The organism is Streptomyces chattanoogensis (assembly GCF_001294335.1).
GTDB classification, from domain to species: Bacteria; Actinomycetota; Actinomycetes; order Streptomycetales; family Streptomycetaceae; genus Streptomyces; species Streptomyces chattanoogensis.
The window spans coordinates 244,313-271,000 of the sequence record NZ_LGKG01000112.1 but is presented as its reverse complement, the minus strand read 5'-3'; the positions used below and the strand labels follow the sequence as shown (position 1 = coordinate 271,000).

General features: G+C 71.2%; 22 protein-coding genes and 1 pseudogene. 12 read left to right on the top strand and 11 right to left on the bottom strand.

The genetic code is table 11. From position 1 onward, the window contains the following. Positions 1-232: 232 nt before the first annotated feature. The 3 genes from ADL29_RS13920 to ADL29_RS13910 all read left to right on the top strand — a co-directional run bounded on the left by ADL29_RS13920 (position 233) and on the right by ADL29_RS13910 (position 4,408). Complete coding sequence (locus tag ADL29_RS13920) at positions 233-1,468, top strand: arginine deiminase (protein WP_053923961.1); 1,236 nt, start codon at positions 233-235, stop codon at positions 1,466-1,468. 218 nt (positions 1,469-1,686) lie between these two features. Continuing rightward, on the top strand, positions 1,687-2,691 hold the full coding sequence (gene argF, locus ADL29_RS13915; RefSeq protein ID WP_053923960.1) for an ornithine carbamoyltransferase: 1,005 nt from the start codon (positions 1,687-1,689) through the stop codon (positions 2,689-2,691). Between the two features lie 238 nt (positions 2,692-2,929). Further along, complete coding sequence (locus ADL29_RS13910) at positions 2,930-4,408, top strand: amino acid permease (RefSeq protein ID WP_053923959.1); 1,479 nt, start codon at positions 2,930-2,932, stop codon at positions 4,406-4,408. Here the strand turns inward: ADL29_RS13910 and ADL29_RS13905 are convergent. Further along, the gene (locus tag ADL29_RS13905) at positions 4,392-4,811 is read right to left on the bottom strand and encodes an ATP-binding protein (protein WP_053923958.1); all 420 of its coding nucleotides are present in this window, start codon (positions 4,809-4,811) and stop codon (positions 4,392-4,394) included. The two genes, ADL29_RS13910 and ADL29_RS13905, sit on opposite strands and share 17 nt — an antisense overlap. 183 nt (positions 4,812-4,994) lie before the next feature. Then, positions 4,995-5,378: pseudogene (locus ADL29_RS13900) on the bottom strand (DUF6183 family protein); the annotation flags it as partial. A gap of 207 nt (positions 5,379-5,585) precedes the next feature. On the opposite strand from ADL29_RS13900, the gene ADL29_RS13895 reads away from it, so the two are divergent. Together ADL29_RS13895 and ADL29_RS13890 are read left to right on the top strand one after the other, a co-directional pair. Further along, positions 5,586-6,413 carry an enoyl-CoA hydratase family protein gene (locus ADL29_RS13895; protein ID WP_053923956.1) on the top strand — a complete coding sequence of 276 codons (828 nt, stop codon included), beginning with the start codon at positions 5,586-5,588 and terminating at the stop codon, positions 6,411-6,413. A gap of 2 nt (positions 6,414-6,415) precedes the next feature. After that, a complete protein-coding gene (locus tag ADL29_RS13890; protein ID WP_053923955.1) occupies positions 6,416-8,689 on the top strand; it encodes a bifunctional salicylyl-CoA 5-hydroxylase/oxidoreductase in 2,274 nt (757 codons plus the stop codon). 22 nt (positions 8,690-8,711) lie between these two features. On the opposite strand, the gene ADL29_RS13885 is transcribed toward ADL29_RS13890, so the two are convergent. Further along, the gene (locus ADL29_RS13885; protein ID WP_053923954.1) at positions 8,712-9,359 is read right to left on the bottom strand and encodes a ScbR family autoregulator-binding transcription factor; all 648 of its coding nucleotides are present in this window, start codon (positions 9,357-9,359) and stop codon (positions 8,712-8,714) included. 174 nt (positions 9,360-9,533) lie between these two features. Here ADL29_RS13885 and ADL29_RS13880 point away from each other — a divergent pair, with 174 nt between their 5' ends. Then, complete coding sequence (locus tag ADL29_RS13880; protein ID WP_053923953.1) at positions 9,534-10,553, top strand: MDR family NADP-dependent oxidoreductase; 1,020 nt, start codon at positions 9,534-9,536, stop codon at positions 10,551-10,553. On the opposite strand, the gene ADL29_RS13875 is transcribed toward ADL29_RS13880, so the two are convergent. After that, entirely contained in the window at positions 10,510-11,295 is a 786-nt protein-coding gene (locus ADL29_RS13875) for a TetR/AcrR family transcriptional regulator (protein ID WP_078970971.1), read from the bottom strand. The genes ADL29_RS13880 and ADL29_RS13875 overlap by 44 nt on opposite strands. Before the next feature lie 491 nt (positions 11,296-11,786). On the opposite strand from ADL29_RS13875, the gene ADL29_RS13870 reads away from it, so the two are divergent. Continuing rightward, entirely contained in the window at positions 11,787-12,512 is a 726-nt protein-coding gene (locus ADL29_RS13870) for an HAD family hydrolase (RefSeq protein ID WP_245689385.1), read from the top strand. Between the two features lie 12 nt (positions 12,513-12,524). Here the strand turns inward: ADL29_RS13870 and ADL29_RS13865 are convergent, their stop codons facing one another. Beyond that, positions 12,525-13,364 (bottom strand): PaaX family transcriptional regulator, encoded by an 840-nt coding sequence (locus ADL29_RS13865; RefSeq protein WP_053923951.1) that lies wholly within the window; start codon positions 13,362-13,364, stop codon positions 12,525-12,527. A 4-nt stretch (positions 13,365-13,368) separates the two neighbouring features. Further along, positions 13,369-14,991, bottom strand: coding sequence for an AMP-binding protein (locus ADL29_RS13860; RefSeq protein WP_053923950.1), 1,623 nt, complete (start codon positions 14,989-14,991; stop codon positions 13,369-13,371). A 377-nt stretch (positions 14,992-15,368) separates the two neighbouring features. On the opposite strand from ADL29_RS13860, the gene ADL29_RS13855 reads away from it, so the two are divergent. After that, a complete protein-coding gene (locus ADL29_RS13855; RefSeq protein WP_053923949.1) occupies positions 15,369-16,496 on the top strand; it encodes an acyl-CoA dehydrogenase family protein in 1,128 nt (375 codons plus the stop codon). A gap of 31 nt (positions 16,497-16,527) precedes the next feature. Here ADL29_RS13855 and ADL29_RS42620 read toward each other — a convergent pair whose 3' ends face one another. Then, positions 16,528-17,061 (bottom strand): hypothetical protein, encoded by a 534-nt coding sequence (locus ADL29_RS42620; protein WP_053923948.1) that lies wholly within the window; start codon positions 17,059-17,061, stop codon positions 16,528-16,530. Between the two features lie 311 nt (positions 17,062-17,372). Between ADL29_RS42620 and ADL29_RS13845 the strand changes: the two genes are divergently transcribed. After that, positions 17,373-18,173 (top strand): VOC family protein, encoded by an 801-nt coding sequence (locus ADL29_RS13845; protein ID WP_046925489.1) that lies wholly within the window; start codon positions 17,373-17,375, stop codon positions 18,171-18,173. Positions 18,174-18,254: 81 nt separating this feature from the next. Here ADL29_RS13845 and ADL29_RS13840 read toward each other — a convergent pair whose 3' ends face one another. Beyond that, positions 18,255-19,784 (bottom strand): helix-turn-helix domain-containing protein, encoded by a 1,530-nt coding sequence (locus ADL29_RS13840; protein ID WP_046925488.1) that lies wholly within the window; start codon positions 19,782-19,784, stop codon positions 18,255-18,257. A 159-nt stretch (positions 19,785-19,943) separates the two neighbouring features. Here ADL29_RS13840 and ADL29_RS13835 point away from each other — a divergent pair, with 159 nt between their 5' ends. Both ADL29_RS13835 and ADL29_RS13830 read left to right on the top strand, forming a co-directional pair. After that, complete coding sequence (locus ADL29_RS13835; RefSeq protein ID WP_053923947.1) at positions 19,944-20,945, top strand: hypothetical protein; 1,002 nt, start codon at positions 19,944-19,946, stop codon at positions 20,943-20,945. Positions 20,946-20,954: 9 nt separating this feature from the next. Further along, positions 20,955-21,314, top strand: coding sequence for a GntR family transcriptional regulator (locus ADL29_RS13830; RefSeq protein ID WP_053923946.1), 360 nt, complete (start codon positions 20,955-20,957; stop codon positions 21,312-21,314). Between the two features lie 119 nt (positions 21,315-21,433). Here ADL29_RS13830 and sigJ read toward each other — a convergent pair whose 3' ends face one another. From sigJ to ADL29_RS13815, 3 genes are all read right to left on the bottom strand, one after another. Then, positions 21,434-22,357, bottom strand: coding sequence for an RNA polymerase sigma factor SigJ (gene sigJ / locus ADL29_RS13825; protein ID WP_053923945.1), 924 nt, complete (start codon positions 22,355-22,357; stop codon positions 21,434-21,436). A gap of 182 nt (positions 22,358-22,539) precedes the next feature. Beyond that, complete coding sequence (locus ADL29_RS13820) at positions 22,540-22,995, bottom strand: carboxymuconolactone decarboxylase family protein (protein WP_053923944.1); 456 nt, start codon at positions 22,993-22,995, stop codon at positions 22,540-22,542. Between the two features lie 263 nt (positions 22,996-23,258). Further along, positions 23,259-23,564, bottom strand: a complete 306-nt coding sequence (locus tag ADL29_RS13815) for a hypothetical protein (RefSeq protein ID WP_053923943.1) — start codon at positions 23,562-23,564, stop codon at positions 23,259-23,261. Between the two features lie 340 nt (positions 23,565-23,904). On the opposite strand from ADL29_RS13815, the gene acnA reads away from it, so the two are divergent. After that, positions 23,905-26,622, top strand: coding sequence for an aconitate hydratase AcnA (gene acnA, locus ADL29_RS13810; RefSeq protein WP_053924021.1), 2,718 nt, complete (start codon positions 23,905-23,907; stop codon positions 26,620-26,622). Positions 26,623-26,688 lie beyond the last annotated feature (66 nt).

The following is a 26,688-nucleotide window of genomic DNA, read 5'->3' as shown; positions in this document are numbered from 1 at the left end:
CCTGCAACCCCTGCTTGGGGGGTGGTGTTCTGGCGCACACCGCCAGGACACCACCGAAGCGCCGCCACGACACCGCCTGCACTCCCCCGGCACCGTCCCCTCGGCATCACCAGCCCCGGCGGCCCCCTGCGGCCCCCGGGCACCCCGGTACGGCTCCCTCGCCACCCGACAACCTAGGCCGACATCCGCCCGGCGATATCCGTACCCGCCCCCGAGCGGCCAAGATGGGGAGATGGGATTCCATGTCGACTCCGAGGCCGGGCGGCTGCGCCGGGTCATCCTGCATCGCCCCGATCTGGAGCTGAAGCGGCTCACGCCCTCGAACAAGGACACCCTGCTCTTCGACGACGTGCTGTGGGTGCGCCGGGCGCGGGCCGAGCACGACGGGTTCGCGGATGTGCTCCGGGACCGGGGGGTGGATGTGCATCTCTTCGGGGATCTGCTGGGCGAGAGCCTGCAGGTGCCCGAGGCGCGGAAGCTCGTCCTGGACCGGGTCTTCGACGAGAAGGAGTACGGCCCGCTGGCCACCGACCATCTCCGGGCGGCCTTCGATGCGCTGCCGGTGTCCGAGCTCGTGGAGGCGCTGGTGGGCGGTATGACCAAGCGGGAATTCCTGGAGCGGCATCCCGAGCCGACCTCGGTCCGCTTCCACGTCATGGAGATGGACGACTTCCTGCTCGACCCGCTGCCCAACCACCTCTTCACGCGCGACACCTCCGCCTGGATCTACGACGGCGTCTCGATCAACTCGATGCGCTGGCCCGCCCGGCAGCGCGAGACCGTGCACTACGAGGCGATCTACCACTACCACCCGCTGTTCCGGGGCGAGGGCTTCCACGTCTGGTCGGAGGGGCAGGCCGACTTCCCCTCGACGATCGAGGGCGGCGACGTGCTGGTGCTGGGCAGCGGGGCGGTGCTGATCGGAATGAGCGAGCGGACCACGCCGCAGGCGGTGGAGCTGCTGGCGCGGGGGCTGTTCGCGGCGGGGTCCGCGCGCACCATCGTGGCGCTGGACATGCCCAAGCGGCGGGCCTTCATGCATCTGGACACCGTCATGACCATGATCGACGGGGATACCTTCACCCAGTACGCGGGGCTGGGGATGCTCCGCTCGTACACCATCGAGGCCGGTGTGGGGGAGCGGGACCTCAAGGTCACCGACCATCCGCCGGAGCATATGCACCGCGCCATAGCGGCCGCCCTGGGGCTGGACGACATCCGGGTGCTGACGCCGACCCAGGATGTGCACTCGGCGCAGCGGGAGCAGTGGGACGACGGCTGCAATGTGCTGGCGGTGGAGCCGGGTGTGGTCGTGGCGTACGAGCGGAACGTCACGACGAACACGTTCCTGCGGAAGCGGGGCATTGAGGTGATCACCATCCCCGGGAGTGAGCTGGGGAGGGGACGGGGCGGACCTCGGTGCATGAGCTGCCCGGTGACGAGGGAGGCTGTACCGGGCATGGCCTGACGGAGCCGGGCATGGCCTGTCGGGGCCGGGCGCGGCCTGACGGAGCCGGGCACGGATCGCCGTGGCCCGGCAGGGATCGAGGGACGGCGTGGACCGCCTGGCGGGCCCCGGCCGGACGCGCTGCGCCGCCCACGCGGACGTATAGTGATACGTAGGTTCGTATACACTTCCAGGGTCCGAGTCCGTCCACCCCGATTGCCGCGAACCAGGAGTCCACCATGGCGATAGACCTCACGGGCCGCCACTTCCTCAAGGAGCTGGACTTCAGCGCCGAGGAATTCCGCCGGCTGATCGACCTCGCGGCCGAACTGAAGGCCGCCAAGCGCGCCGGTACCGAGATCCCGCGTCTGAAGGGCCGCAACATCGCCCTGATCTTCGAGAAGACCTCGACCAGGACCCGCTGCTCCTTCGAGGTCGCCGCGGCCGACCAGGGCGCGTCGACCACCTACCTCGACCCCTCCGGCTCGCAGATCGGGCACAAGGAGTCGGTCAAGGACACTGCGCGCGTGCTGGGCCGGATGTTCGACGGCATCGAGTACCGCGGCAGCCGGCAGGCGGACGTCGAGGAGCTCGCCGCGTTTGCGGGGGTGCCCGTGTTCAACGGCCTGACCGACGAATGGCACCCGACCCAGATGCTCGCCGACGTCCTGACCATGGTCGAGCACGGCGAGGGCCGCCCCCTGGAGGAGACCGCCTTCGCCTACCTCGGCGACGCCCGCAACAACATGGGCAACTCCTACCTCGTCACCGGCGCCCTGCTCGGCATGGACGTACGGATCGTGGCGCCGAAGCAGCTGTGGCCCGAGGAGACGGTCGTCGACCGGGCCCGCACGCTGGCCGACACGAGCGGTGCGCGCATCACGCTCACCGAGGACGTGGCGGAGGGGGTGCGCGGCGCGGACTTCGTCGCCACGGACGTCTGGGTCTCCATGGGGGAGCCCAAGGAGGTGTGGGACGAGCGGATCGCGCTGCTCGCCCCGTACGCCGTCACCATGGAGGTGCTGCGCGCCACCGGGAAGCCGGAGGTGAAGTTCCTGCACTGTCTGCCCGCGTACCACGACCTGGGCACGGCCGTCGGCCGGGAGATCCACGAGCGGCACGGGCTGGAGTCGCTGGAGGTCACGGACGAGGTCTTCGAGTCCGCGCACTCCGTGGTCTTCGACGAGGCGGAGAACCGGATGCACACCATCAAGGCGGTCATGGTCGCGACGCTGGGGCGGTAGCGGTAGCGGTAGCGGTAGCGGCGGCGGCCGTCGGCCGGGGGGCCGTACCGGACACCGCGCCGTAGTGAACGTCACACCGTTATTCGCCGCATAGCCATACGCCTCGACGGGCGATCATCCAGTCCTCGCGGCTACCATCGAGCCGCTCACGGGGTTCGGACCCACCGGTCCGGACCCCGTTCTGTGCGTGGCCCACCCCCGCCGCGTGCACCGCACCACCAGAGAAGAGAACCACCCCATGAGTTCGCCAGGTCCCTCCGGGCTGCGCATCAAGTCCCCCGACCTCCTCGTCGCCGAATCCGGCGCGGACCTCGAAGGCAACGGCCTCAAGCGCAGCATGGGCCTCTTCCAGCTCGTGTGCTTCGGCATCGGCGCCATCGTCGGCACCGGCATCTTCGTCGGCCTCTCCGACACCGTCGCCGAGGCGGGCCCCGCCGTCATCGTCTCCTTTGTGCTCGCCGCCGTGACCTGCGTCTTCACCGCCTTCTCCTTCGCGGAGCTGGGCGGCGCGATCCCGGTCTCCGGCAGCTCGTACTCCTACGCCTACGCCACCCTCGGCGAGCGCGCCGCCTTCCTCGTCGGCTGGTGCCTGCTGCTGGAATACGGCATCTCGGTGTCGGCCGTCGCGGTCGGCTGGGGGCAGTACCTCAACGAACTGCTGGGCAGCCTGACCGGCTGGCAGCTGCCCGCCGCGCTCTCCAACCCGCCCGGTGACGGCGGCATCGTCAACATCCCGGCCGTCGTGGTGATGCTGCTCGCCGCGCTGCTCCTCGTCCGCGGCATCCGGGAGAGCGCCCGGGCGACCGCCGCGATGGCCGTCCTCAAGCTGGCGATCCTCGTGCTGTTCTGCGCGATCGGCTTCAGCGCCTTCCGGGCCGGGCACCTGTCGCCGTTCGCCCCGGAGAGCATCGCCGGGATCACCTCCGGCGCCTCCGTCGCGTTCTTCTCGTACATCGGCTTCGACGCGATCACCACGGCCGGTGAGGAAGTGAAGAACCCCCGGCGCAACATCCCCCTCGCGATCCTGATCTGCATCGGCGTCGTCACCGTGCTGTACAGCCTGGTCGCGGTCGCCGCCATCGGCGCGCTCTCCTCCGACCAGGTCGCCGATCAGCCCGCCGCGCTGTCGCTGATCGTCAACCACGTCACCCACTCGGCGTTCGGCGGCGGGGTGATCGCCTTCGGCGCGGTCGTCGCCATCGCCTCCGTCGTCCTCGCCGTGATGTACGGCCAGACCCGCATCCTGATGTCGATGTCGCGGGACGGCCTGGTCCCGCGGGTCTTCGAGCGGATCTCGCCCCGGACGTCCACGCCGGTCGCCAACACCTGGATCGTGGCGGTCGTCTTCGCGGTCCCAGCGGCCGTCGTCCCGCTCGATGTGGTGATGAACCTGACCACCATCGGGACGCTGGCGGTCATGGCCGTGGTCAACGTCAGCGTGATGGTTCTCCGCCGCACCCGCCCCGATCTGCCGCGCCGCTTCCGGGTGCCGTTCTTCCCGGTCAGCCCGCTGCTCGGCATCGGCTTCTGCCTCTACCTGATGTACGGGACCGGCCCGGCCACCTGGCTGCAGTTCGCCGGGTTCGTGGTCGTGGGCGCGCTGGTCTACGCGTGCTACGGGCGGCAGCGGTCGCGGCTGGCGGGGACCGCTGCGACGGCGGCGGCCGACGACATCCCCGCCGGTCCGGCTCCTGCCCTGGCTACGCGGGAAGGGTGAACCAGACGGCCTTGCCGTACGGGGTCGGGCGGCAGCCGGCGGCCGAGCCGAGGGCCTGGACCAGCATCAGGCCGCGGCCGTCGGGGATGCGGCCGACGCCGGTGCCCGTGCCGGTGTCGCTGCTGCCGCTGTCGCCGGCGCCATGGCCGCTGTCGTGCACCTCCACCTGGCAGCCGGCCGGTACCCGTTCCACCACCAGATGAATGGGGTGCGGGCCCCGGGTGTGCTCAACGGCGTGGGCGACCAGCTCGGCGGTCAGCAGCTCGGCCGTGGCGCCGTTGGCCGCGGCCCGTAGATCGAGCAGGGCCGTATGGACCAGCGCGCGGGCCAGGGAAACGGCGGTTGGGGCGTGCGGCAGCGCGATCCGCCAGGCAGGGGAGAGGGGTTCTGGCATGTCCGGCATGGCGCTGCTCCGTTCACGGAGGCCGAGGGGATGGCTTCCACGGTAGGAAGCGCGCGAAGGCGGGGGCAGGGCCGGGCGGCCGCGATCCCTGGGACGTGAGTCCTGCGGCGGGCGGGACTTCCGTCACACGGTGGCCGGGACCTCCGGGCACCTGCCCGGCCCCGCCGGCCGCGGGTCCCGGCCTCAGCACATGTCCGTATCCGTATCCGTGTCCGTCGCCGCCGGCAACGTGATCCGCCGCCGCGTCGGATCGAGTACCGCGAAGCCGAGCCTGATGCGGCCGACGTCGTGCTCGCTGTAGCCGCCGACGAACCAGCCGTTGTCCGTGTCCTCCGCGATGGCGAAGCGCAGCCGACGGTGCGCGGCCGCCTGCCGGACCGCATCGGCGTGGGGGACGTCCCGCGGCAGGTCCAGCAGCGCATACGGGCCGCGCCAGACTGCCGGCCGCGCGTACGCGCCCCCCTCCCGCGCGGGCCGTATGCCGCCCGCGAACGCGGCGAGGAACAGCGCGGCCGGCACATCGTCGCCCGTGGTGTGCGCGGCGGCCAGAGTGTCCGCCGTTCGGGAAGCCGGTCGAAGCGGCGCGGACGGCGATCTCGTACAGCCCCTCGGGGTCCTGAAACCGCTGCGGCATGGCCGAAACGCTAAGGGGAACGGCCTCCGGAACGTGAAGGTCTATCGCGCTCTCGTGACGACAGTAACGAAGCGGTGATAGCTTCGCAGGGCAGCATCCCGTGCCAGCGCAGCCGTCCGGCCAAAGGGGGCAGACGCCCGATGAGCCCGTTCGCAGGATCCGCCCGGCCCACCAGCAACTGGGAACACCTCCGCGTCACCACGGAGGACGGTGTCGTCACCGTCACCCTCGCGCGCCCCGACAAGCTCAATGCGCTCACCTTCGAGGCCTACGCGGATCTGCGCGATCTGGTCTCGGAGCTGTCCAGAGAGCGTTCCGTACGTGCCCTCGTCCTCGGCGGCGAAGGGCGCGGTTTCTGTTCCGGCGGCGATGTCGAGGAGATCATCGGCGCCACCTTGTCCATGGACACCGGGCAGCTGCTGGACTTCAACCGGATGACCGGGCAGGTCGTACGGGCGCTGCGGGAAGCGCCGTTCCCGGTGATCGCGGCCGTGCACGGCGTCGCGGCGGGTGCCGGTGCGGTGCTTGCGCTGGCCGCCGACTTCCGGGTCGCCGACCCCTCCGCCCGCTTCGCCTTCCTCTTCACCAGGGTCGGCCTGTCCGGCGGCGACATGGGCGCGGCGTATCTGCTGCCCCGCGTCATCGGCCTCGGCCACGCCACCCGGCTGCTGATGCTCGGCGACACCGTGCGCGCCCCGGAGGCCGAACGCCTCGGGCTGATCAGTGAGCTGGCGGAGGAGGGGCGGGCCGACGAGACGGCCGCCGCGCTGGCCCGGCGGCTCGCCCAGGGGCCCGCGCTCGCCCATGCCCAGACCAAGGCGCTGCTCACCGCCGAGCTGGACATGCCGCTCGCCGCCGCCGTCGAGATGGACGCCGCGACCCAGGCACTGCTGATGAACAGCGCCGACTACGCGGAATTCCACGCCGCCTTCACCGAGAAGCGGACGCCCAAGTGGCAGGGGAAATAGCCATGCGGGTCGCCGTCATCGGCGGCGGGCCCGGCGGGCTGTACGCCGCCGTCCTCCTCAAGCGCCTCGACCCCGCCCGCGAGATCACCGTCTGGGAGCGCAACGCCCCCGATGACACCTTCGGCTTCGGGGTCGTGCTGTCCGACGAGACCCTCGGCGGCATCGAGCACGCCGACCCGGAGGTCTACCGCGCGCTCCAGGCGGAGTTCGTCCGCTGGGACGACATCGACATCGTCCACCGGGGCCGCACCCTCACCTCCGGCGGGCACGGCTTTGCGGCGCTCGGCCGGCGCCGGCTGCTGGCCGTACTGCACCGGCGCTGCCGCGACCTCGGCATCGACCTGCGCTTCCGTACGGAGGCGCCGCCCGCCGCCGCGCTGGCCCGCACCTACGACCTGGTCATCGCCGCCGACGGAGTGCACAGCGCGAGCCGCACCGCGCACGCCGACGTCTTCCGCCCGCAGCTGACCACCCACCGCTGCCGCTACATCTGGCTCGCCGCCGACTTCGCCTTCGACGCCTTCCGCTTCGAGATCACGGAAACCGCGCACGGCGTGGCCCAGCTCCACGCCTACCCCTTCTCGCCCGAAGCGAGCACCGTCATCGTCGAGATGCGCGAAGAGGTCTGGCGGGCCGCCGGACTCGACCGCGCCGATGAACAAGAGTCCGCCGACTGGTGCGCCAAAACCTTCGCCGACGCCCTGCGCGGCCGCCCGCTGCGCTCCAACAACTCCAGCTGGACCGCGTTCCGTACGGTCGTCAACGAGCGCTGGTCACACGGCAACACGGTCCTGCTCGGCGACGCCGCGCACACCGCGCACTTCTCCATCGGCTCCGGCACCAAGCTCGCCGTCGAGGACGCCCTCGCGCTGGCCGCCTGCCTGCAGGAACAGCCGGACACCGCAAGCGCACTGGCCGCGTACGAGGAAGAGCGCCGCCCCGTCGTCGCCTCCACCCAGCGCGCCGCCCGCGCCAGCCTCGCCTGGTTCGAGGAACTGGCCACCTACCTCGACCAGCCGCCGCACCAGTTCGCCTTCAACCTCCTCACCCGCAGCCGCCGCGTCACCCACGACAATCTGCGGCTCCGCGACCGGCACTTCACCCGGGCCGTCGAGCGCGAGTACGGCTGCCCCGACAGCACCCCGCCGATGTTCACCCCCTTCCGGCTGCGCAGCCTGACCCTGCGCAACCGCGTCGTCGTCTCACCCATGGACATGTACTCCGCGCACGACGGCACACCCGGCGACTTCCACCTCGTCCACCTGGGCGCCCGAGCCCTGGGCGGAGCCGGTCTGGTCATGACCGAGATGGTGTGCGTCAGCGAGCAGGGCCGCATCACACCGGGCTGCGCCGGCCTCTACACCCCGCAGCAGGCCGCCGCCTGGCGCCGCATCACCGACTTCGTGCACGACCGGTCGCCCGGCACCGCGATCGGCGTCCAGCTCGGCCACTCGGGCCGCAAGGGCTCCACCAAGCTGATGTGGCAGGGCATCGACGACCCCCTCGACGACGACAACTGGCCTCTCGTCGCCGCATCCCCCCTTCCGTACAAGCCCGGCAGCCAGCGCCCCCACGAGCTGACCGAGCGCGAACTCGCCGTCATCCGCGTGCAGTTCGCCACCGCCGCGCGCCGCGCCGCCGACTGCGGCTTCGACCTCCTCGAACTCCACTGCGCCCACGGATATCTGCTGTCCGGCTTCCTCTCCCCACTGACGAACGAACGTACGGACGCCTACGGGGGTTCCCTGGCGGGCCGGCTGCGTTTCCCGCTCGAGGTCTTCGACGCGGTCCGCGAGGTGTGGCCGGCCGAGCGACCCATGACGGTGCGGATCTCCGCCACCGACTGGGCGGACGGCGGCACCACGGCGGACGACGCCGTCGAGATCGCCCGTGCCTTCGCGGCCCATGGCGCCGACGCCATCGACGTCTCCACCGGCCAGGTCGTCGCCGACGAACGCCCCGACTTCGGCCGCTCCTACCAGACGCCGTTCGCCGACCGGATCCGCAACACCCTCGGCATACCGGTCATCGCGGTCGGCGCCATCTCCTCCTGGGACGATGTCAACTCGCTAGTCCTGGCCGGGCGCACCGACCTGTGCGCGCTGGCCAGACCGCATCTGTACGACCCGCACTGGACCCTGCACGCCGCCGCGGAGCAGGGTTACGCGGGCCCCGGCGCCCCCTGGCCGCTGCCCTACCAGGCGGGCAGCCGTACCCCGCCCACCGGGCGCACCGACGCCCCCAGACCCCGCCTCACCCTGGGGCCCCAGGGATAGCGGTCGGCGACCGCGGGCGGTCTCAGGCCTTCGCGCAGGGGGCTTCGGGCGCCCGGACGACCGCCGTCACACTGCGGCCCTGCGGGTCGAGATGGCTGAGCACGCCGGGCGAGGCGAGCCCCGGAAGGGTGTGCTTCCACAGCGCCGTCACGCGCTCCGGCAGATCGGCGCGGTTGGTCGCCGCACGCGAGAACAGCTGCACCCCCATATAGGCGGCGACGAAGAACTCCGCCGCCCGGTCCGGCACCACGCCGTGCAGCAGCTCCCCGTTGCCCCGGGCGTCCGTGAACATCGTGGTGATGATGTCGGTCCAGGACCGGTAGGGCATCAGCGGGTCCTCGCTGAACGTGGTCTCCACCGCGATCCGCGTCCCGGCCTGCAACAGCGCATCGCTGCGCAGCGCCAGCGCCACCCGGTGGCTGAAGTCGATCGCGTCCTGTAGCCGGGAGTCGCTGACCTGCGGGAGGAAGGGGTGGCTCTGCTCCGTGACGACCGCGCGGGCCAGCGCGTCCTTGGAGGTGAAGTGGAAGTAGAGAGCCCCCTTGGTGACCCCGGCCCGCTGGATGATCTCGGCCATGGTGGCCGCCTGGTACCCATGTGCGCCGATGACGTGGGCCGCTGCTTCGAGGACGGCGCGCCGGGTGCGCACCGCGCGTGCCTGCTTGGCCACTGATCATCCTCCGTATGCTCTCCTGGAGTTGTGGTGCCCGAGCACAGACCCTCACCCCGGGCTGCCCAGGCTCCTTCCGCATGATAAGGAAGCGGGCCATGCCGTACCGGGTCACGACGCCGCCCGGCGGAGTGATCCCCGCGGTTCCCCCACGAGCGCCCCTAGGAGTGACCGATGTCCCTGACCGCCCTGCCCGCCATGCACCGGGAGGTGCGGCTCGCCGCACACGCCGAAGGGGAGTTGACGTCCAGTCATTTCCTGGTCGCCGAGGTGCCGGTGCCGCAGCCCGGGCCCGGACAGGTCCTGGTGCGCACCCGTCTGATGGCGGTGACCGCGGCGATGCGGACGCAGATGACCGGCGTAAAGCTGCCGATGCCGTCGTTCGTACCCGGCCGGGCACTGTGGGGCGCGGCGGTCGGCGAGGTCGTGGCGGCACCCGACGGCGGCTTCACCCCGGGTGAGCTGGTCCATCACCCGTACGGATGGCGGGAGTTCGCGGTCGCCGAGGAATCTGTGCTAAAGCGCATCGAACCGGATGCGCTGCCGATGCCGGCCGCGCATCTGTCGCAGGGCGCCACCGCCTGGGGCGCGCTGCGCCGGGCGGCCGGGATCAGGCCGGGGGACACCGTGTTCGTCACCGGCGCGGCGGGCGGCGTGGGCAGCATGGCCGGCCAGATCGCGCGCCGGCTGGGGGCCGGCCGGGTCATCGGCAGTACCAGTTCCGAGCGCAAGGCCGTCCGGCTGCGCGCCGAGCTGGGTTACGACGACACCGTCGTGCGCGGCGCGGGCCCCATCGAACACCAGCTGCGCCGGGCGGCCCCGGACGGCATCGACGTCCTGCTGGACACCGTGGCCGGCGAACAGCTCACCGCGGCGCTCGAGCTGGCCCGCCCCGATGCCCGCTTCGCGCTGGTCGGCGCCCTGTCCACGCAGTTGGGCGGGGACGGCTCCATCACCTCCCCGGCCGGTCTGGACGCGGGGCTGATCATCACCCGCCGGGTCACGCTGCGCGGCTTCGGGCGGTATGCCCACCCGGACCTCGCCGAGGAGTGGACCCGGGAATTCGGCAAGGGTCTGCGGGACGGCTCGCTGGTCTTCCCGCACGCCCTCCTGCGGGGTATCGCGCAGGCGCCGCGCGCCCTGTGCGAGCTCACCCAGGGGCGTCACACCGGATCCGTGCTGGTTGAGTTGTGAGACCGGGCCGGTCCGTGACGCCCGAGTGGGTGGTGACCTCCGGGTGCCGGCCGGCACCCGGCGCAGCGGCACCGGACGGCTGCGCCGGGGCCGGGTCCGGGCCGGGCGCGGGGATGTGACCGCGGGCCGGCTCACCCCCGCCCGGCATGACCGCGAGCCGGTCCCACAGCCCGATGACGGCTTCCCTGTCCCACCACGCGCGGTCCTCCGCGCCGAGGTGCAGCAGCCCGGCCACGACCGTCGTCAACAGCCGTGCGGTGCGGTGCGGTTCACCGTCGGCCGCCGGTGCGCCGTCCGTCTCGTCGCCGTCGTAGGCGGCGCCGTACGCCCCGCCCGCCCTCGCCTTGTCGAGGAAGAGCCCGTACCACCGGTGCTCCAGGGCATGGATGCCCAGCCCCGGGACGGTGTCCGGCCGCAGCCGCAGCCCGGCACGCAGCACGGGGTCCGACTGCACCCGCTCGAAAAGCTCCACGGCGAAGTCGCGTACCGCGGCGACCAGCGGCTTTGAGGAGCGGGCGAGGGCGCTCTCGACCTCCTGCAGGGTGGCGAGCGCGCTGTCGTGGACGGCGAGGGTGAGGTCGTCCTTGGATGTGAAGTGGAAGTAGAGGGCGCCCTTGCTCAGGCGGGCGCGCCGGCTGACTTCGACCATGCCCGCGGCGGGCACTCCCTTCTCCAGGAAGGTCTCTGCGGCCGAGCGGATGAGCGCCTGGCGGCTCTGGATGGCGCGATGCTGCGTGGGCACGGTGTCCGTCCCGTCTCTAGTACGGCTGCAAGCTGGCTGTAGCCTACAAAAAAACCGACCATACGGTTCTGTCTTTTCCCGGGGATTGGCCGGAACTGCCTGCCGCGGCGCGAAGTGTCCCCTGAGTCGAGCGCCCGCACCGGGCCGCGCACGGGGCGCCGTACGCCTGACAGTTTGGGGGTTGAGCGGTGACGATGTCGACCCCGGCGCCGCGTCAGGGGCACATTGACAAACAGCGCGGACGGTTTTTAAATCTCCTGAGGCGATAAACGGGACGATCTCCTTCCGTTGAGCCGCCTTGGACTGTCACGTACCGCCGGGGACAGCGGTACGTCATGGTGAGACCGCCCCAGCCCCCGTCCGCCGCCGACCGCAGGCCGTTCGAAACAGCCGAGCCAGCACGTCACCCGAGCCACTGCATCCACCGGAACCCGGAAAGGTCTCCAGCCATGCGTGTATCAACGGAACTCCGCGAACGTCCCGTCAGAGGCATGCGGAGGACCGCCGGCGGCGAGACGATCAGGGCCGCTGTCTTCGATCTCGACGGCACGCTGGCCAACACCCTCCCCGCGATCAGCAAACTGCTGGTCAAGGTGGCGTCGGAGCAGGGATGTTCGGTGACCGCCCGGCAGGCTGCCGCTGCCATCGGCAAGCCGCCGGGCCCCGCCTTCGGCCGGCTGCTGGGCAGGCCCGAGGACGACGGCCGGGTGCAGGCCGCCATCAGCCGCTACCGCGAGCTGTTCTCCTACGAAGTCCTGTGCCAGGGCCCGCAGCTGCTCTTCCCCGGGGTCACGGCGGGGCTGTCCGCGCTGCGTGCCCACGGCGTCGAGCTGGCCGTCGCCACGTCCAAGACCACCCGCAGCGCCGAGGCGCTGCTCGACGTCATGGGCATCCGCGACCTGGTCGGCCCGGTCATCGGGCAGGACATGGTCCGCCGCGGCAAGCCGCACCCGGAGATGGTGCTGCGGGCGGCCGGCCGGCTGGGGGTCGCGGCCTGGGAGAGCGCGTATGTGGGGGACACCGTGGGGGACATGCGGATGGCGGTCACCGCACGCATGGAGCCGGTCGCGGTCACCTACGGCGTCGGGAAGTTCGGCGAGCTGGCTGGGGTCGCCGGCACCCGGATGTGCAGCTCCTTCAAGGAAGTGGTCTCCGTGATCGCCGCCGCCCGGCCGCGTTCGGCCGCCGCGATGGCGGGACCGCCGCGCCGTCGCTGACACCCTGATGCATCAGGCCGCCACCTCGCGCGCGTAACGGGCGCCTGCCGCCCGGAGCTTGGCGTGCAGTCGGCCGAACACGTCGGCCGCGCGCCCGCCCGGCCAGTCCTCGGGCAGGAGGGGAGAGGGCAGTCCGGGATCCGCGTACGGCAGCCGGCGCCAGGCGTCCAGCGCCGCCAGATAGTCGCGGTACGCCGCCTCCGGGGCCACCGTGCGCCGCCGCGACCACCGCCGGAGCACCGGCTCATGGACGTCCAGGAAGGCGCGGTGCTGCGCGGCGATGGCGTCCAGATCCCACCACCTGGCCACCGACCGCACCGTGGGCTCGAAACCCGCATGTGTACCGGTGAACAGATCGACGTACGAGGCGAGTTGCAGCCGCTCCAGGGTGTGCCGGGCCTCCTCGCAGAGGTGTGCGGGCGCGATCCACACGCCCGGCGCGGCGGTGCCGAAGCCGAGCCGGGCCAGCCGGGAACGCAGCAGATGGCGTTTGCTGCGCTCCTCCTCGGGAACCGAGAAGACGGCCAGCACCCAGCCGTCGGACAGCCGCGCCGCGGGCCGCCCGTAGATCCGCCGGTCGCCGTCCTCCAGCAGCTGGTGGGCGGCGCCGGACAGACCGTACGCCGCCGCCCCGGAGGCCGTACGGTCCGCGACGAGCAGTCCGCGGCGCTTGAGCCGGGAGACGGCCGAGCGCACCGACGGCGGATCCACGCCGAGCACCCCCAGCAGCCGGATCAGGGCGGCGACCGGCACCGGCCCGTCGATGCCGTCGAAGCCGGGCCCGCCGCGCCCGTAGGCGCCGTAGAAGGTGACGATCAAGGACCGTGGGGTGTGGGATTGCTGGTCGCTCACCGGATCACTGTAGATCGGGTCCTTCGGAAGCCGGACCGCGCAGGCGGAAGCGTTGGAGCTTGCCGGTGGGGGTGCGCGGCAGAGAGGCGTGGAAGACGATGTCGCGCGGGCATTTGTACGGCGCGATACGGGACTTGGTGAAGGCGCGTAGCGCCGCGACGGTCTCCTCCCCCTGGGGAACTCCCTCGCGCAGCACCACATGCGCGACCACCACCGTCCCGCGCTCCCCGTCGGGGCGTCCGACCACCGCCGCCTCCGTCACATCCGGATGCCGCAGCAGCGCTTCCTCCACCTCCGGCCCGGCGATGTTGTACCCGGCCGAGATGATCATGTCGTCCGCGCGGGCGACATAGCGGAAGTAGCCGTCGGGTTCCCGGACGTACGTATCGCCGGTGAGGTTCCAGCCGCCTTGTACGTACGCGGTCTGGCGGGCGTCGGCAAGATAGCGGCACCCGGTCGGGCCCCGCACCGCCAGCAGTCCTGGTTCGCCGTCCGGTACGGGCGCCCCGTCCGCGCCCACCACCCGCGCCTCGAAACCCGGCACCGGCAGCCCGGTGGTGCCCGGCCGGACCGCGTCGTCGGCGGCGGAGATGAAGATGTGCAGCAGCTCCGTGGCCCCGATGCCGTTGATGATCCGCAGGCCGGTCGCCTCGTACCAGGACTGCCAGGTCGCGGCGGGCAGATTCTCGCCGGCCGCCACACAGCGGCGCAGCGTGGAGACGTCGTGCCCGGCGAGCCGGGGCAGCATCGCCCGGTAGGCGGTGGGCGCGGTGAACAGGACCGATATCCGGTGCGCCGCGATATCGGCGAGCAGCCCTTCCGGCCCGCGCCAGTCGGCCAGGAACGCCGAGGCGCCGGCCCGCAGCGGGAAGACGACCAGGCCGCCGAGGCCGAAGGTGAAGCCGAGCGGCGGGCTGCCCGCGAAGATGTCGTCCGGCCTCGGGCGCAGCACCTGCGCCGAGAAGGTGTCGGCGATCGCCAGCACATCCCGGTGGAAGTGCAGACAGCCCTTGGGACGGCCGGTGGTGCCCGAGGTGAAGGCGATCAGCGCGACATCGTCGGCGGCGGTCGCGACGGCCTCGTACGGCCCGGCGCCGGGCTTGGCGAGCCGCTGGAGGTCGCCCGGGGTGTCCCCGCCGTACGTCGTGATCCGCAGCTCCGGGACCTCGGCCCGGACCAGGTCGTCCACGGACCGGATATCGCACAGCGCGTGCCGCACCTGCGCGAGCCGGCCGATCGTGGCCAGTTCCTCCGGGCGTTGGGTGGCCAGGACGGTCACCGCCACCGCACCCGCCTTCATGACGGCCAGCCAGCAGGCGGCCAGCCATGGCGTGGTCGGGCCGCGCAGCAGTACCCGGTTGCCGGGCAGCACCCCCAGCTGCCCGGTCAGGACGTGCGCGATCGCATCGACCTGCTCCTGCAGCTGACCGTACGTCCACACCACCCCGCCCGCATCGCGGAACGCGGGCCGGTCGGGCCCCAGCCGCCCGACGGTGGCGTCCAGCAGCTCGGCGCCGCAGTTCATCCGGTCGGGATAGCCCAGATCGGTGAGGTGCGGCCACTGCTCGCGGGGCGGCAGCCGGTCGCGCGCGAACGTGTCGGCATGGGCCGAGGGCCGTAGCTCCATGGCGGATGCGCCCCCTGACGGCGAGGCGGCCGACAAGCGGCCGGGGGAGGGATGGGCGACTGTGGAGAGCTGGTGAGGGAACCGGGCGGTGGCCGGTCAACGGACGGCTTCGGGAGTGCGCGGGAGTGCGTGGGACTGCTCACGTACGTGTCGACTGGGCTCGGAAGGTGCTCAGGAGGCGCTGGGGGACTGCCGTACGGCCCTTCGTCAGCGTAACGTGTTCGTGACGGCAGTCAACAGATCGCGATATCACCGGACTCGGGGGCGGCACCGGCCGACTCGCGGTACCGCCCGAGCCGAGGAAGGGCCGGCCCGGCCCGTACCGGGCCACCGCACCACCGCACCGCTACTGCTACCGCTTACCAGGGAGCCGCCGCGTGACCGTATTCGCGCTGGGACCGGACGAACAGCAATGGTGCGCCGAGCTACGGGCGGTGACGGCCGAACGGCTGCGCCCCCTCGCGGAGAAGGGCGAAGCGGGCCGTATCAACCGCCCGTTGGTCGCCGCCCTCGGCGAACTCGGCCTGCTGCGCCGCCTGTTCCCCGCCGACGGGACCCTCAGCGCCCTGGACCTGTGTCTGCTACGGGAATCCCTCGCCCAGGAGTGCACCGAGGCCGAGACGGCGCTGGCGCTGCAGGGCCTCGGTGCCTGTCCGATCGTGCAGTCCGGGACGGCCGCCCAGCGCGCCCGGTGGCTGCCGGAGGTGACCGCAGGACGGGCGGTCGCGGCCTTCGCGCTGAGCGAGCCGGGCGCGGGCTCGGACGCCGCGGCACTGTCCCTGGCCGCCGAACCGGACGGCCCCGGCGCCTGGCGGCTGACCGGCGAGAAATGCTGGATCTCCAACGCCCCCGAGGCCGACTTCGCCACCGTCTTCGCCCGCACCGGCGGTGCGCCCGGCGCCCGCGGCGTGACCGCCTTTCTCGTTCCCGCCGACCGGCCGGGCCTGACCGGCGACCACCTGGACATGCTCAGCCCGCACCCCATCGGCACCCTGGTCTTCGACGGTGTGCCGGTGACCGGGGCCGATGTGCTGGGCGAGGTGGACCGCGGGTTCGGCGTCGCGATGGCCACCCTGAACCTCTTCCGCCCCAGCGTGGGCGCCTTCGCGGTCGGGATGGCGCAGGCCGCGCTGGATGCCGCGCTGGCGCACGCGGGCGCGCGGACGGCGTTCGGCGGCCCGCTGCGGGACCTGCAGTCCGTCGGCCACCAGCTCGCCGAGATGGCCACCCGCGTCGAGTCCGCGCGCCTCCTGGTGTACGCGGCGGCGTCGGCGTACGACACCGGGTCCCCCGGGATCGCCCGCCGCTCGGCCATGGCCAAACTGCTGGCGACGGAGACCGCCCAGTACGTCGTCGACGCCGCCGTCCAGATCCACGGCGCCCGGGCGCTGCGCCGCGGCCATCTCCTCGAACACCTCTACCGCGAGGTACGCGCCCCGCGCATCTACGAGGGCGCGACGGAGGTGCAGAGATCGATCATCGCCAAGGAGCTGTACCGGAACTGAGCTCCGGGACGGGCCGCGGCAGCTGCCGCTCTCAGCGGTTCAGCTTCGAGATCAGGCCGAGGCTGCACTTGCCCGACAGCGGCCCCTGCTCGCCGGGGCTCTTGACGAACGTGCCGGTGACCGAGGCGGGATAGGTCTGGCCGGCCGCCACATCGACCGACGAGAGATACGCGGTGCCGACGTAGCCGCCGCTCGCGTCGGTGAAGCGCACGCTGCCGTTGTAGGACGCCGTGCCCTGGGAGCTGCCGTTGGTGATGCTCAGCTTGGCGCTGAGCGTGCCGGCCGCGCTGTCGACCTTGCACTCGGTGATGTGGACGTCCGACTCGGCCGGCGTGGTGGCCGACGCCGTCGGCGAACCGCCGGTGCTTCCGCTGCTGGTGGTGCTCCCGGAGCTGCTGTATCCGCCGCTGCTGCTGGAGCTGCTGTACTCGCCGCTGCTGCTGCCGGAACTGCTGCTGCTGGAGCTGTGGCTGCTGCAGCCTCCACCGTGCGAGTGCCGCGCGCCGGTGAGCGCGACGACCACCAGTGCACAGGCGGCGACAGCGCGGACATGGCGAAGCTTCATGATGGTTTCTCCCCCGATTCGGAGCGGCCGCAACGGCGGCGCTTTACTGTCTCTTGACGAGCGCGCGTCAGGTTACACAGATGCGCGCCCGGATGCGGAATCACGGCCGACGGGCGGGCTCCGGGCGGGCTCCGCGCGGGCGAGGGCCGGGGCGACGGGCGGCCGACGGGCGATTGTCAGTGCCTGATGTCAGGCTGGACATCAGGCTGGACATGCAGGCTGAATCCGCGGCCAGGGCACCGCGGAAGCCACGGCGTGCAGCAGCACCGGGAGTCACGCCGCGGCACGGGAATCTGCGAAGGGAAGGGCCCATGATCACCACCGACTTCCTCCCCGGCTCCCCCTGCTGGATCGATCTGGGCGCCCCCGATGTGGATGCCGCGGCGGCCTTCTACGGCGCCGTGTTCGACTGGCAGGCCGCGCCCTACAGCGAGGAGCCGGACGGGTACACCCTCTTCCGGCTCGACGGCAAGGTCGTCGGCGCGGTCGGCCCGCTCACCGAGGAGGACGCCCGTTCCGCCTGGACCATCTACTTCAACACCCCGGACGCCGACGCCACGGTCAAGTCGGTCGAGCAGGCCGGCGGCTCGGTCCGCGCGGCACCGGCCGAGGTCGGCGACACCGAGGGCCGCTTCGCCCAGCTCACGGACCCGCAGGGAGCGGAGTTCGCCGTCTGGCAGCCCGGCAGGTATCCGGGCCTGGAGCTGACGGATGCGCCCGGCAGCCTCGGCTGGACCGAGCTCTACACCACCGACTCGCCCGCCGCGCAGGCCTTCTACCGCTCGGTGTTCGGCTGGACCACCCAGGACATATCGCTCCCCGGCGGCGGTGGCGCGTACACCCTGATCGCCCCCGAGGGCGGCGGCGAGGAGCGGATGCACGGCGGCATCATGGGCGTCCCCGCGGACTTCTTCAAGGGCGGCGGAAAACCGTACTGGCACCCGGTGTTCGGCTCGGCGGACTGCGACGACACGGTGGCCCTGGTGACCGCCGGCCGCGGCCACGTATCCATGGGCCCGGAAACCGCCGAAGGCGTCGGCCGCCTGGCCGTGTGCACCGACCCGGCGGGCGCGGAGTTCGTGGTCCTGACACCACAGCCACCTGCAGCCTGAACCCTTGGGGAACGGGGCCCAGGGGAGCAGGGTCAGGGCGCGCCGCCGCTGACCCCGCTCCTGTGACGGCCGGTTGTTGGCTCAGATGTCCCGGAAGATCTCGATCTGCGCACCGATCGAGTTCAGCCGCTCCGCCAGGTCCTCGTAACCCCGGTTGATGACATAGACGTTGCGCAGTACGGAGGTGCCTTCGGCGGCCATCATCGCGAGGAGGACGACGACGGCCGGGCGCAGTGCCGGCGGGCACATCATTTCCGCGGAGCGCCAGCGGGTGGTGCCGTCGACCAGTACCCGGTGCGGGTCGAGCAGTTTGACCTGGGCGCCCAGGCGGTTGAGGTCTGTCAGGTAGATCGCGCGGTTGTCGTAGACCCAGTCGTGGATGAGGGTCTGGCCCTGGGCGCTGGCCGCGATGGCTGCGAAGAAGGGGACGTTGTCGATGTTGAGGCCCGGGAAGGGCATCGGGTGGATCTTGTCGATGGGGGCCTGGAGTTTGGAGGGGCGTACGGTGAGGTCGATCAGCCGGGTGCGGCCGTTGTCGGCGGCGTACTCCGTGCTGCGTTCGTGATCGAGGCCCATCTCCTCCAGGACCGCCAGCTCGATCTCCAGGAACTCCACCGGCACCCGGCGGATCGTCAGCTCCGACTCGGTGACCACCGCCGCCGCCAGCAGGCTCATCGCCTCGACCGGGTCCTCGGACGGCGCGTAGTCCACGTCCCGGTCGATGTGCGCGACGCCGTGGACGGTGAGCGTCGTCGTCCCGACGCCCTCGACCCTGACGCCCAGCTCCTCCAGGAAGAAGCACAGATCCTGGACCATGTAGTTGGAGGAGGCGTTGCGGATGACCGTGACGCCGTCGTGCCGGGCGGCGGCCAGCAGGGCGTTCTCCGTGACGGTGTCCCCGCGTTCGGTCAGTACGATCGCGCGCTTGGGGGCGACGGTGCGGTCGACCTCGCCGAGGTAGGTGCCGTCCGTCGCGGTGATCTCCAGCCCGAAGTGCCGCAGCGCCGTCATATGCGGCGTCACCGTACGGGTTCCCAGGTCGCAACCGCCTGCGTACGGCAGCTTGAAGCGGTCCATCCGGTGCAGCAGCGGGCCGAGGAACATGATGACGCTGCGGGTGCGGCGCGCCGCCTCGGTGTCCATTGCGTCGAGGTTCAGTTCGGCCGGCGGGACGATCTCCAGGTCGTTGCCGTTGTTGATCCAGCGGGTGCGCACGCCGATGCTGGCCAGCACCTCGAGGATCCGGTAGACCTCCTCAATGCGTGCCACCCGGCGCAGAGTTGTGCGTCCGGCGTTCAGCAGCGTGGCGCAAAGCAGCGCGACGCAGGCGTTCTTACTCGTCTTGACGTCGATGCTGCCGGACAGCCGGCGGCCGCCGACCACCCGCAGATGCATCGGCCCGGCGTAGCCGAGCGAGATGATTTCACTGTCGAGGGCCTCGCCGATGCGAGCGATCATCTCAAGGCTGATGTTCTGGTTGCCGCGTTCGATGCGGTTCACCGCGCTCTGGCTGGTGCCGAGCGCCTCGGCCAGCTGCGTCTGTGTCCAGCCCCGGTGCTGTCGGGCGTCTCGGATAAGCCTGCCGATGCGTACGAGGTAGTCGTCTGCCATGCAGTGACCGTATCTCAGATATGAGATGGATGCGTGTATTGAAGCTTGTCGGATTGTCTTGTTTCGTCGGTCTGTCACTCGGTTGGCTCGCCGCTGGTTTCCTTGTTTCCACCTCTACTTGTTCTACTACTATGCGAACAACGACAACTGGAGGTTGCGATGCCCGCCACGAAGGCCAGGACGACGTCCCCGGCTTCCCCCGAGCCCCCTGCCGGCCCGTTGCGGAACTGGCTCGCCGCTTTCCCCTTCATCGCGGCCATCGCGACGATCGCCGGCGTCTACGCGGGGGTGTCCGGGCGGCTGCCCGAGCCGCTCGGCACCCACTTCAACGGGACCGGCGGACACATCGACGGCTACACGTCCGCCCACGGCTTTCTGACCTGGAACCTCGTCGAGCTCCTCGTCCTCGGCATCGTCCTCGGCGTCTTCGTGTATCTGCGGCGCACCGCACCGGGTACCCGCTGGGTGATAGCCCTCGGATGGGGGCTGGCCGCGGCGTTCGGCTATCTGTCGTGTGTGACGCTGCTGATCAACGTCGACGTCACGGACGCGGCCGATGTACGGCTTCCGCTGTGGCGGGTGGCCGTGGGGCTCGCCGGGGCCCTCCTGTGCGGTGCACTCGGCTGGCTGCTCGCCGGCCCGGACCGCCGGCCGTCGGACCGGCGGCCGGCCGGGCACGCCGAGCGACTGGCCCTGGGCCGGGGCGAGACGGCGGGCTGGTCGCGCAGCGTCGGCTCACCGCTGGTAGCCGCCTTGGCGGTCGTGACGCTCTGCGCCGCCCTGGTGATCGGCTTCCTGGGGGACCGGCTCGTCGCGGGCAGTCTCCTCGTCGCCGCTGTGGTGATCGGGGCGATCGCCTCCGTACGGGTGACCGTGGACCGGCGCGGACTGGCACTCGCCTCGACGCTGGTGCCGTACCCTTTCCGTCGCATCCCGCTGGACCGGGTCGAGGAGGCCACCAGCCGGAGGGTCGACCCCCTCACCGACTTCGGCGGCTGGGGCTATCGCACCTGCCCCGGCCGCAGCGGCCTGGTGCTCCGTTCGGGTGACGGGCTGGTGCTGCGGCTGACCAATGGGCGGGAGTTCGTGGTGACGGTCGACGATGCGGCCACCGCCGCCGCATTGTTCAACACCTGTCTCGACCGCGCGCGGGAACAGTGAGGAGACGAGGTGCTCTTCCGGGTCGACCCCAGCTCCGCCGTCCCGCTCGGGGACCAGATCGCGGCCTCGGTCCGCGGCGCCATCGCCGACGGATCGGTGCACACCGGTGAACGGCTGCCCGCCGCCCGTGCGCTCGCCACGTCCCTCGGAGTCAACGTCCATACGGTGCTGCGCGGCTATCAGCGTCTGAAGGAGGAGGGCCTGATCGAACTCCGCCGCGGCCGCGGCGCGGTGGTGACCGGCGCCGCCTCCCCCGCCCGCGCCCGCCTCGGCGAGGTCACTGACCAGCTGATCGTCCAGGCGCGCCAACTGGGCCTCTCGGACGAGGAGATTGTGAGCGTGGTGCGGGTGGGGTTGACGGGGCGGTAGAGGGGACGGGGTGGGGGAGAGGCGGCCGGCCCCGGTTCCTTTCCTGGGGCGGTCGCGCTGAAGCGGCACCGGACAACGGCGGGCCGGTACCGGCCCGTTGCCCCGCTGCCGGACGTGTCTCAGAGGGCCGTCACATCGACGCTCCCCAGTCGCTCCGGATCCGCGAGGATATTGATCTCGACGATCCTGCCGTCCGCGACCGTGAAGGCCATCACGGAGAACGCCCGGCCCTGCTGGACCGCAACCACCCCCGGCGCTCCGTTCACCAGCACCGGCCGTGCGGTAAGGGCGACCCGGGAGAACAGCAGCGCCTGTTCCACGACGGCCCGCGCCCCGCGCACCACCTTCGACAGGTTCGGGGCCACCGAGCCGCCGTCGGCGCGCAGCAGCACATCCGGGTCGAGGACCGCGAGCAGCGCATCGAAGTCGCCGTTGCGGGAGGCGGCGAGGAAGGCGTGCACGACCTCTCGCTGGCGGGGCAGGTCGGCTTCGGGGGCCGCCGTGCCCTGGACCCGGCGGCGGGCGCGGCTGGCGAGCTGGCGGGTGGCGGCGGGGGTGCGTTCCACGATGGGGGCGATGTCGTCGAAGGGCACGGCGAACATGTCGTGCAGGACGAACGCCAGCCGCTCGGCGGGGGCGAGCGTTTCGAGGACGACGAGCAGCGCCAGTCCGACCGAGTCGGCCAGCAGCACCTCCTGTTCGGGGTCGATGCCCTCCTCGCGGCTGATGACCGGCTCGGGAACGTGGGTGTCCAGGGAGTCCTCGCGCAGCGCCTTGCGGGTGCGCAGCATGTCCAGGCAGACCCGCCCGACGACCGTCGTCAGCCAGCCGCCCAGGTTCTCCACACCGTCCGCACCGGACCGGCTGAGCCGCAGCCAGCTCTCCTGTACGGCGTCATCCGCCTCGGTCAGCGAGCCGAGCATCCGGTAGGCGACCGCCCGCAGATGGCCGCGGTGCTGCTCGAACCGCTCGGCCAGCCACTGGTTCCCGCTCCGGGGCCGGTTCCCGTACCCGTCCTCGGTCTGCTTCCCGAACTCGTCCATCGCTCACATTCCTCCGGTCGCGGTCCGTCACGGCAGTGACGAACGACTTCCGGCCGATGTGACATACCGAGGTGACCTGCCGAGGTGACCTGCCGAGGTGACCTCAAGAGGGAGTCCGGGCCGGAGCGGACACCGCCCATCCTGTCGGATGACCGCTCCGGCCGTACCGTGTGGTCCGGCAACTACCAGGTCGCGCCCGCCACCTGCTGCGTGGTGACGTTGAGGCGGTTGAAGAGATTGGTCGCGCCGATCATCAGGGTCAGTGCGGCCAGCTGCTTCTCGTCGTAGTGCCAGGCGGCCTCCTCCCAGACCGCGTCCGGCACCGCGTCGGAACGGTCGGCCAGCCGGGTGGCCGCCTCGGCGAGCGCCAGTGCGGCCCGCTCGGCCTCGCTGAAGTACGGTACCTCGCGCCAGGCCGCCACCGCGTGCAGGCGCTCATCGCTCTCGCCGTCCTTCTTGGCCTTCAGCGCGCCGCCCACCACGCAGTAGCTGCACCCGTTGATCTGGCTGGCGCGCAGATGCACCAGCTCCAGTGTCTTCTCCGGCACCCCGCCCTGCTGCGCGGCCTTGACCAGGTCGAGGATGGCCGGCATGGCGTCGGGGATGACCACGGCCGGGTTCTTCATACGTGCCTGCATCGTTGCTCTCCCTGTTTCCCCTGCGTCCCTCGCTCCGCCGGCCTCTCCTCCGCCGACGGCTCTCGCTCCGCTGGATTGCGTCGTCACCGCACTGACGGATGGCGACGCGGGAATGTGACAGCGATCGACGCGGGAAGGTGACAGCGATCGACGCGGGAAGGTGACAGCGATCGGCGCGGGAAGGTGACAGCGATGCGGCACACCCGGCCCGGAGCGGCCGTGGGGTCAGGCCGTGCCCCTGCGCCCGCCGGCCGGCGACTGCCTTACCGCCGCCGGCACTGCTCGTTCTTCTTGACCACGGTCAGCGTGATCTTCAGCTGGGTCATATGGGCCCCGGGGGCCGGCTGCTGCTCGCAGACCTTCCAGCGGGCGGGCCACAGCACATGGCGTCCCCTGCCGAGGCCGTCCTTGAAGCGCACGGTGGGGTCGAAGTGCAGGGCCTCGAAGGCGGCGACCAGACCCTTGCCTTTGACGTTCGGCATCGCGCCGGGGCCGGCGTCGGCCTGTGCCGGGCCGGCCGGCAGGACGGCGGAGAGGGCCAGGGCTGCGGTGATAACGGTCTTCTTCATAGTCCAAGGAATGACCCTTGTGGACACCGGTCACGCCTCGTCTGACCTGTTCGGACGAGGGGCGGCCGACGGCTGCCCGGACACCGCCCGTGACGACCGGGGCGCCGGTCCCTGATGACGCGGGACACCCCTGGGATGACACAGCACACCCCCGCCAGGGCATGACCCCGACCCACCGATGTACTAGAGTTATCTCGACATCGAGATATCTACCGAGAGGTGTACCGCTGCCGCGCCAGTAAGGCGTGCCTAACTTAGGCTCACCTTAGCGGATGGGGCAAGAACCTGTGACGGCAGGATTGCGGCGGTACGCGCGAATTCATGCATGAAGGAGACTGTCGTGTCGGCGAACAGCTTCGACGCCCGCAGCACGCTGCAGGTGGGCGACGAGTCGTACGAGATCTTCCGGCTGGACAAGGTGGAGGGCTCGGCCCGCCTCCCGTACAGCCTGAAGGTGCTGCTGGAGAATCTGCTCCGCACCGAGGACGGCGCGAACATCACCGCCGACCACATCCGGGCGCTCGGCGGCTGGGACTCCCAGGCCCAGCCCAGCCAGGAGATCCAGTTCACGCCGGCCCGCGTGATCATGCAGGACTTCACCGGTGTGCCGTGTGTCGTGGACCTCGCGACCATGCGTGAGGCCGTGAAGGAGCTGGGCGGTGACCCGGCGAAGATCAACCCGCTGGCCCCCGCCGAGCTGGTCATCGACCACTCCGTCATCGCCGACAAGTTCGGCACGAACGACGCCTTCAAGCAGAACGTCGAGCTGGAGTACGGCCGCAACAAGGAGCGCTACCAGTTCCTGCGCTGGGGCCAGACCGCGTTCGACGAGTTCAAGGTCGTGCCGCCGGGCACCGGCATCGTCCACCAGGTGAACATCGAGCACCTGGCGCGGACCGTCATGGTGCGCAACGGCCAGGCCTACCCCGACACCCTGGTCGGTACGGACTCGCACACCACCATGGTCAACGGCCTCGGTGTGCTCGGCTGGGGCGTCGGCGGCATCGAGGCCGAGGCCGCGATGCTCGGCCAGCCGGTCTCGATGCTCATCCCGCGCGTCGTCGGCTTCAAGCTGACCGGTGAGCTGAAGCCGGGCACCACCGCCACCGACCTCGTCCTCACGATCACCGAGATGCTGCGCAAGCACGGCGTCGTCGGCAAGTTCGTCGAGTTCTACGGCGAGGGCGTCGCCGCCACCTCGCTCGCCAACCGCGCCACCATCGGCAACATGTCGCCGGAGTTCGGCTCCACGGCCGCCATCTTCCCGATCGACGGCGAGACGCTGAACTACCTCAAGCTGACCGGCCGCTCCGAGCAGCAGGTCGCGCTCGTCGAGGCGTACGCCAAGGAGCAGGGCCTCTGGCTCGACCCGGCCGCCGAGCCCGACTTCTCCGAGAAGCTGGAGCTGGACCTCTCCACGGTCGTCCCGTCGATCGCCGGTCCCAAGCGCCCGCAGGACCGTATCGTCCTGGCCGAGGCCGCCCAGCAGTTCGCGCAGGACGTCCGCAACTACGTCGGCGAGGCGGACGAGGAGGCGGGCAAGGAGTCCTTCCCGGCCTCGGACGCCCCGGCCGTGGACCACAACGGTGCGCCGACCAAGCCCACCCAGGTGACCGCCGCCGACGGCACGGTCTACGAGATCGACCACGGCGCCGTCACCGTCGCCGCGATCACGTCCTGCACCAACACCTCGAACCCGTACGTCATGGTCGCCGCCGCGCTGGTGGCCAAGAAGGCGGTCGAGAAGGGCCTGACCCGCAAGCCGTGGGTCAAGACCACCCTGGCCCCGGGCTCCAAGGTCGTCACCGACTACTTCGACAAGGCCGGCCTGACCCCGTACCTGGACAAGCTGGGCTTCAACCTCGTCGGCTACGGCTGCACCACCTGCATCGGCAACTCCGGCCCGCTGGACGAAGAGGTCTCCAAGGCCGTCAACGAGGCCGACCTCGCGGTCACCTCGGTGCTCTCCGGCAACCGTAACTTCGAGGGCCGGATCAACCCCGACGTCAAGATGAACTACCTGGCGTCCCCGCCGCTGGTCGTCGCGTACGCCATCGCCGGCTCCATGAAGGTGAACATCACCGAGGAGGCCATCGGTAACGACACCGAGGGCAACCCGGTCTACCTCAAGGACATCTGGCCCACCGAGGCCGAGGTCAACGACGTCGTGGCCAACGCCATCGGCGAGGACATGTTCAACAAGTCCTACTCCGACGTCTTCGCGGGTGACGCCCAGTGGCAGGCGCTGCCGATCCCGACCGGCAACACCTTCGAGTGGGACGCGGAGTCCACCTACGTCCGTAAGCCCCCGTACTTCGAGGGCATGACGATGGAGACCACCCCGGTCGAGGACATCGCCGGTGCCCGCGTGCTGGCCAAGCTGGGCGACTCGGTCACCACCGACCACATCTCCCCGGCCGGTGCGATCAAGGCCGACACCCCGGCCGGCCAGTACCTCACCGAGCACGGCGTCGAGCGTCGCGACTTCAACTCCTACGGCTCGCGCCGCGGTAACCACGAGGTCATGATCCGCGGCACCTTCGCCAACATCCGTCTGCGCAACCAGATCGCGCCGGGGACCGAGGGCGGCTTCACCCGCGACTTCACGCAGGACGGCGGCCCGGTGTCGTTCATCTACGACGCGTCGCAGAACTACCAGGCCGCCGGCATTCCGCTGGTCATCCTGGCCGGCAAGGAGTACGGCTCCGGCTCGTCCCGCGACTGGGCAGCCAAGGGCACCGCGCTCCTGGGCGTCAAGGCCGTCATCGCCGAGTCGTACGAGCGCATCCACCGCTCGAACCTGATCGGCATGGGCGTGCTCCCGCTGCAGTTCCCCGAGGGCGCCTCCGCGCTGTCCCTGGGCCTGACCGGCGAGGAGACCTTCTCCCTCACCGGCATCACCGCCCTGAACGACGGCGGCATCCCGGAGACGGTGAAGGTCAAGGCCGGCGACGTGGAGTTCGACGCCAAGGTCCGCATCGACACCCCCGGTGAGGCGGACTACTACCGCAACGGCGGCATCATGCAGTACGTGCTGCGCTCGCTCATCCGCAAGTAAGCCTCAGCCGCCCTCAGGCGTTACGGGCCGTACTCCCACCTGTCGGGTGGGGGTACGGCCCGTCCG

Excerpts from the sequence above, each read along its gene's own strand:
- ADL29_RS13920 (WP_053923961.1), top strand. The coding sequence starts at position 233 with ATGGGATTCCATGTCGACTCCGAGGCCGGGCGGCTGCGCCGGGTCATC.
- argF (WP_053923960.1), top strand. The coding sequence starts at position 1,687 with ATGGCGATAGACCTCACGGGCCGCCACTTCCTCAAGGAGCTGGACTTC.
- ADL29_RS13910 (WP_053923959.1), top strand. The coding sequence starts at position 2,930 with ATGAGTTCGCCAGGTCCCTCCGGGCTGCGCATCAAGTCCCCCGACCTC.
- ADL29_RS13905 (WP_053923958.1), bottom strand. The coding sequence starts at position 4,811 with ATGCCGGACATGCCAGAACCCCTCTCCCCTGCCTGGCGGATCGCGCTG.
- ADL29_RS13895 (WP_053923956.1), top strand. The coding sequence starts at position 5,586 with ATGAGCCCGTTCGCAGGATCCGCCCGGCCCACCAGCAACTGGGAACAC.
- ADL29_RS13890 (WP_053923955.1), top strand. The coding sequence starts at position 6,416 with ATGCGGGTCGCCGTCATCGGCGGCGGGCCCGGCGGGCTGTACGCCGCC.
- ADL29_RS13880 (WP_053923953.1), top strand. The coding sequence starts at position 9,534 with ATGTCCCTGACCGCCCTGCCCGCCATGCACCGGGAGGTGCGGCTCGCC.
- ADL29_RS13870 (WP_245689385.1), top strand. The coding sequence starts at position 11,787 with ATGCGGAGGACCGCCGGCGGCGAGACGATCAGGGCCGCTGTCTTCGAT.
- ADL29_RS13860 (WP_053923950.1), bottom strand. The coding sequence starts at position 14,991 with ATGGAGCTACGGCCCTCGGCCCATGCCGACACGTTCGCGCGCGACCGG.
- ADL29_RS42620 (WP_053923948.1), bottom strand. The coding sequence starts at position 17,061 with ATGAAGCTTCGCCATGTCCGCGCTGTCGCCGCCTGTGCACTGGTGGTC.
- ADL29_RS13845 (WP_046925489.1), top strand. The coding sequence starts at position 17,373 with ATGATCACCACCGACTTCCTCCCCGGCTCCCCCTGCTGGATCGATCTG.
- ADL29_RS13840 (WP_046925488.1), bottom strand. The coding sequence starts at position 19,784 with ATGGCAGACGACTACCTCGTACGCATCGGCAGGCTTATCCGAGACGCC.
- ADL29_RS13835 (WP_053923947.1), top strand. The coding sequence starts at position 19,944 with ATGCCCGCCACGAAGGCCAGGACGACGTCCCCGGCTTCCCCCGAGCCC.
- sigJ (WP_053923945.1), bottom strand. The coding sequence starts at position 22,357 with ATGGACGAGTTCGGGAAGCAGACCGAGGACGGGTACGGGAACCGGCCC.
- ADL29_RS13820 (WP_053923944.1), bottom strand. The coding sequence starts at position 22,995 with ATGCAGGCACGTATGAAGAACCCGGCCGTGGTCATCCCCGACGCCATG.
- ADL29_RS13815 (WP_053923943.1), bottom strand. The coding sequence starts at position 23,564 with ATGAAGAAGACCGTTATCACCGCAGCCCTGGCCCTCTCCGCCGTCCTG.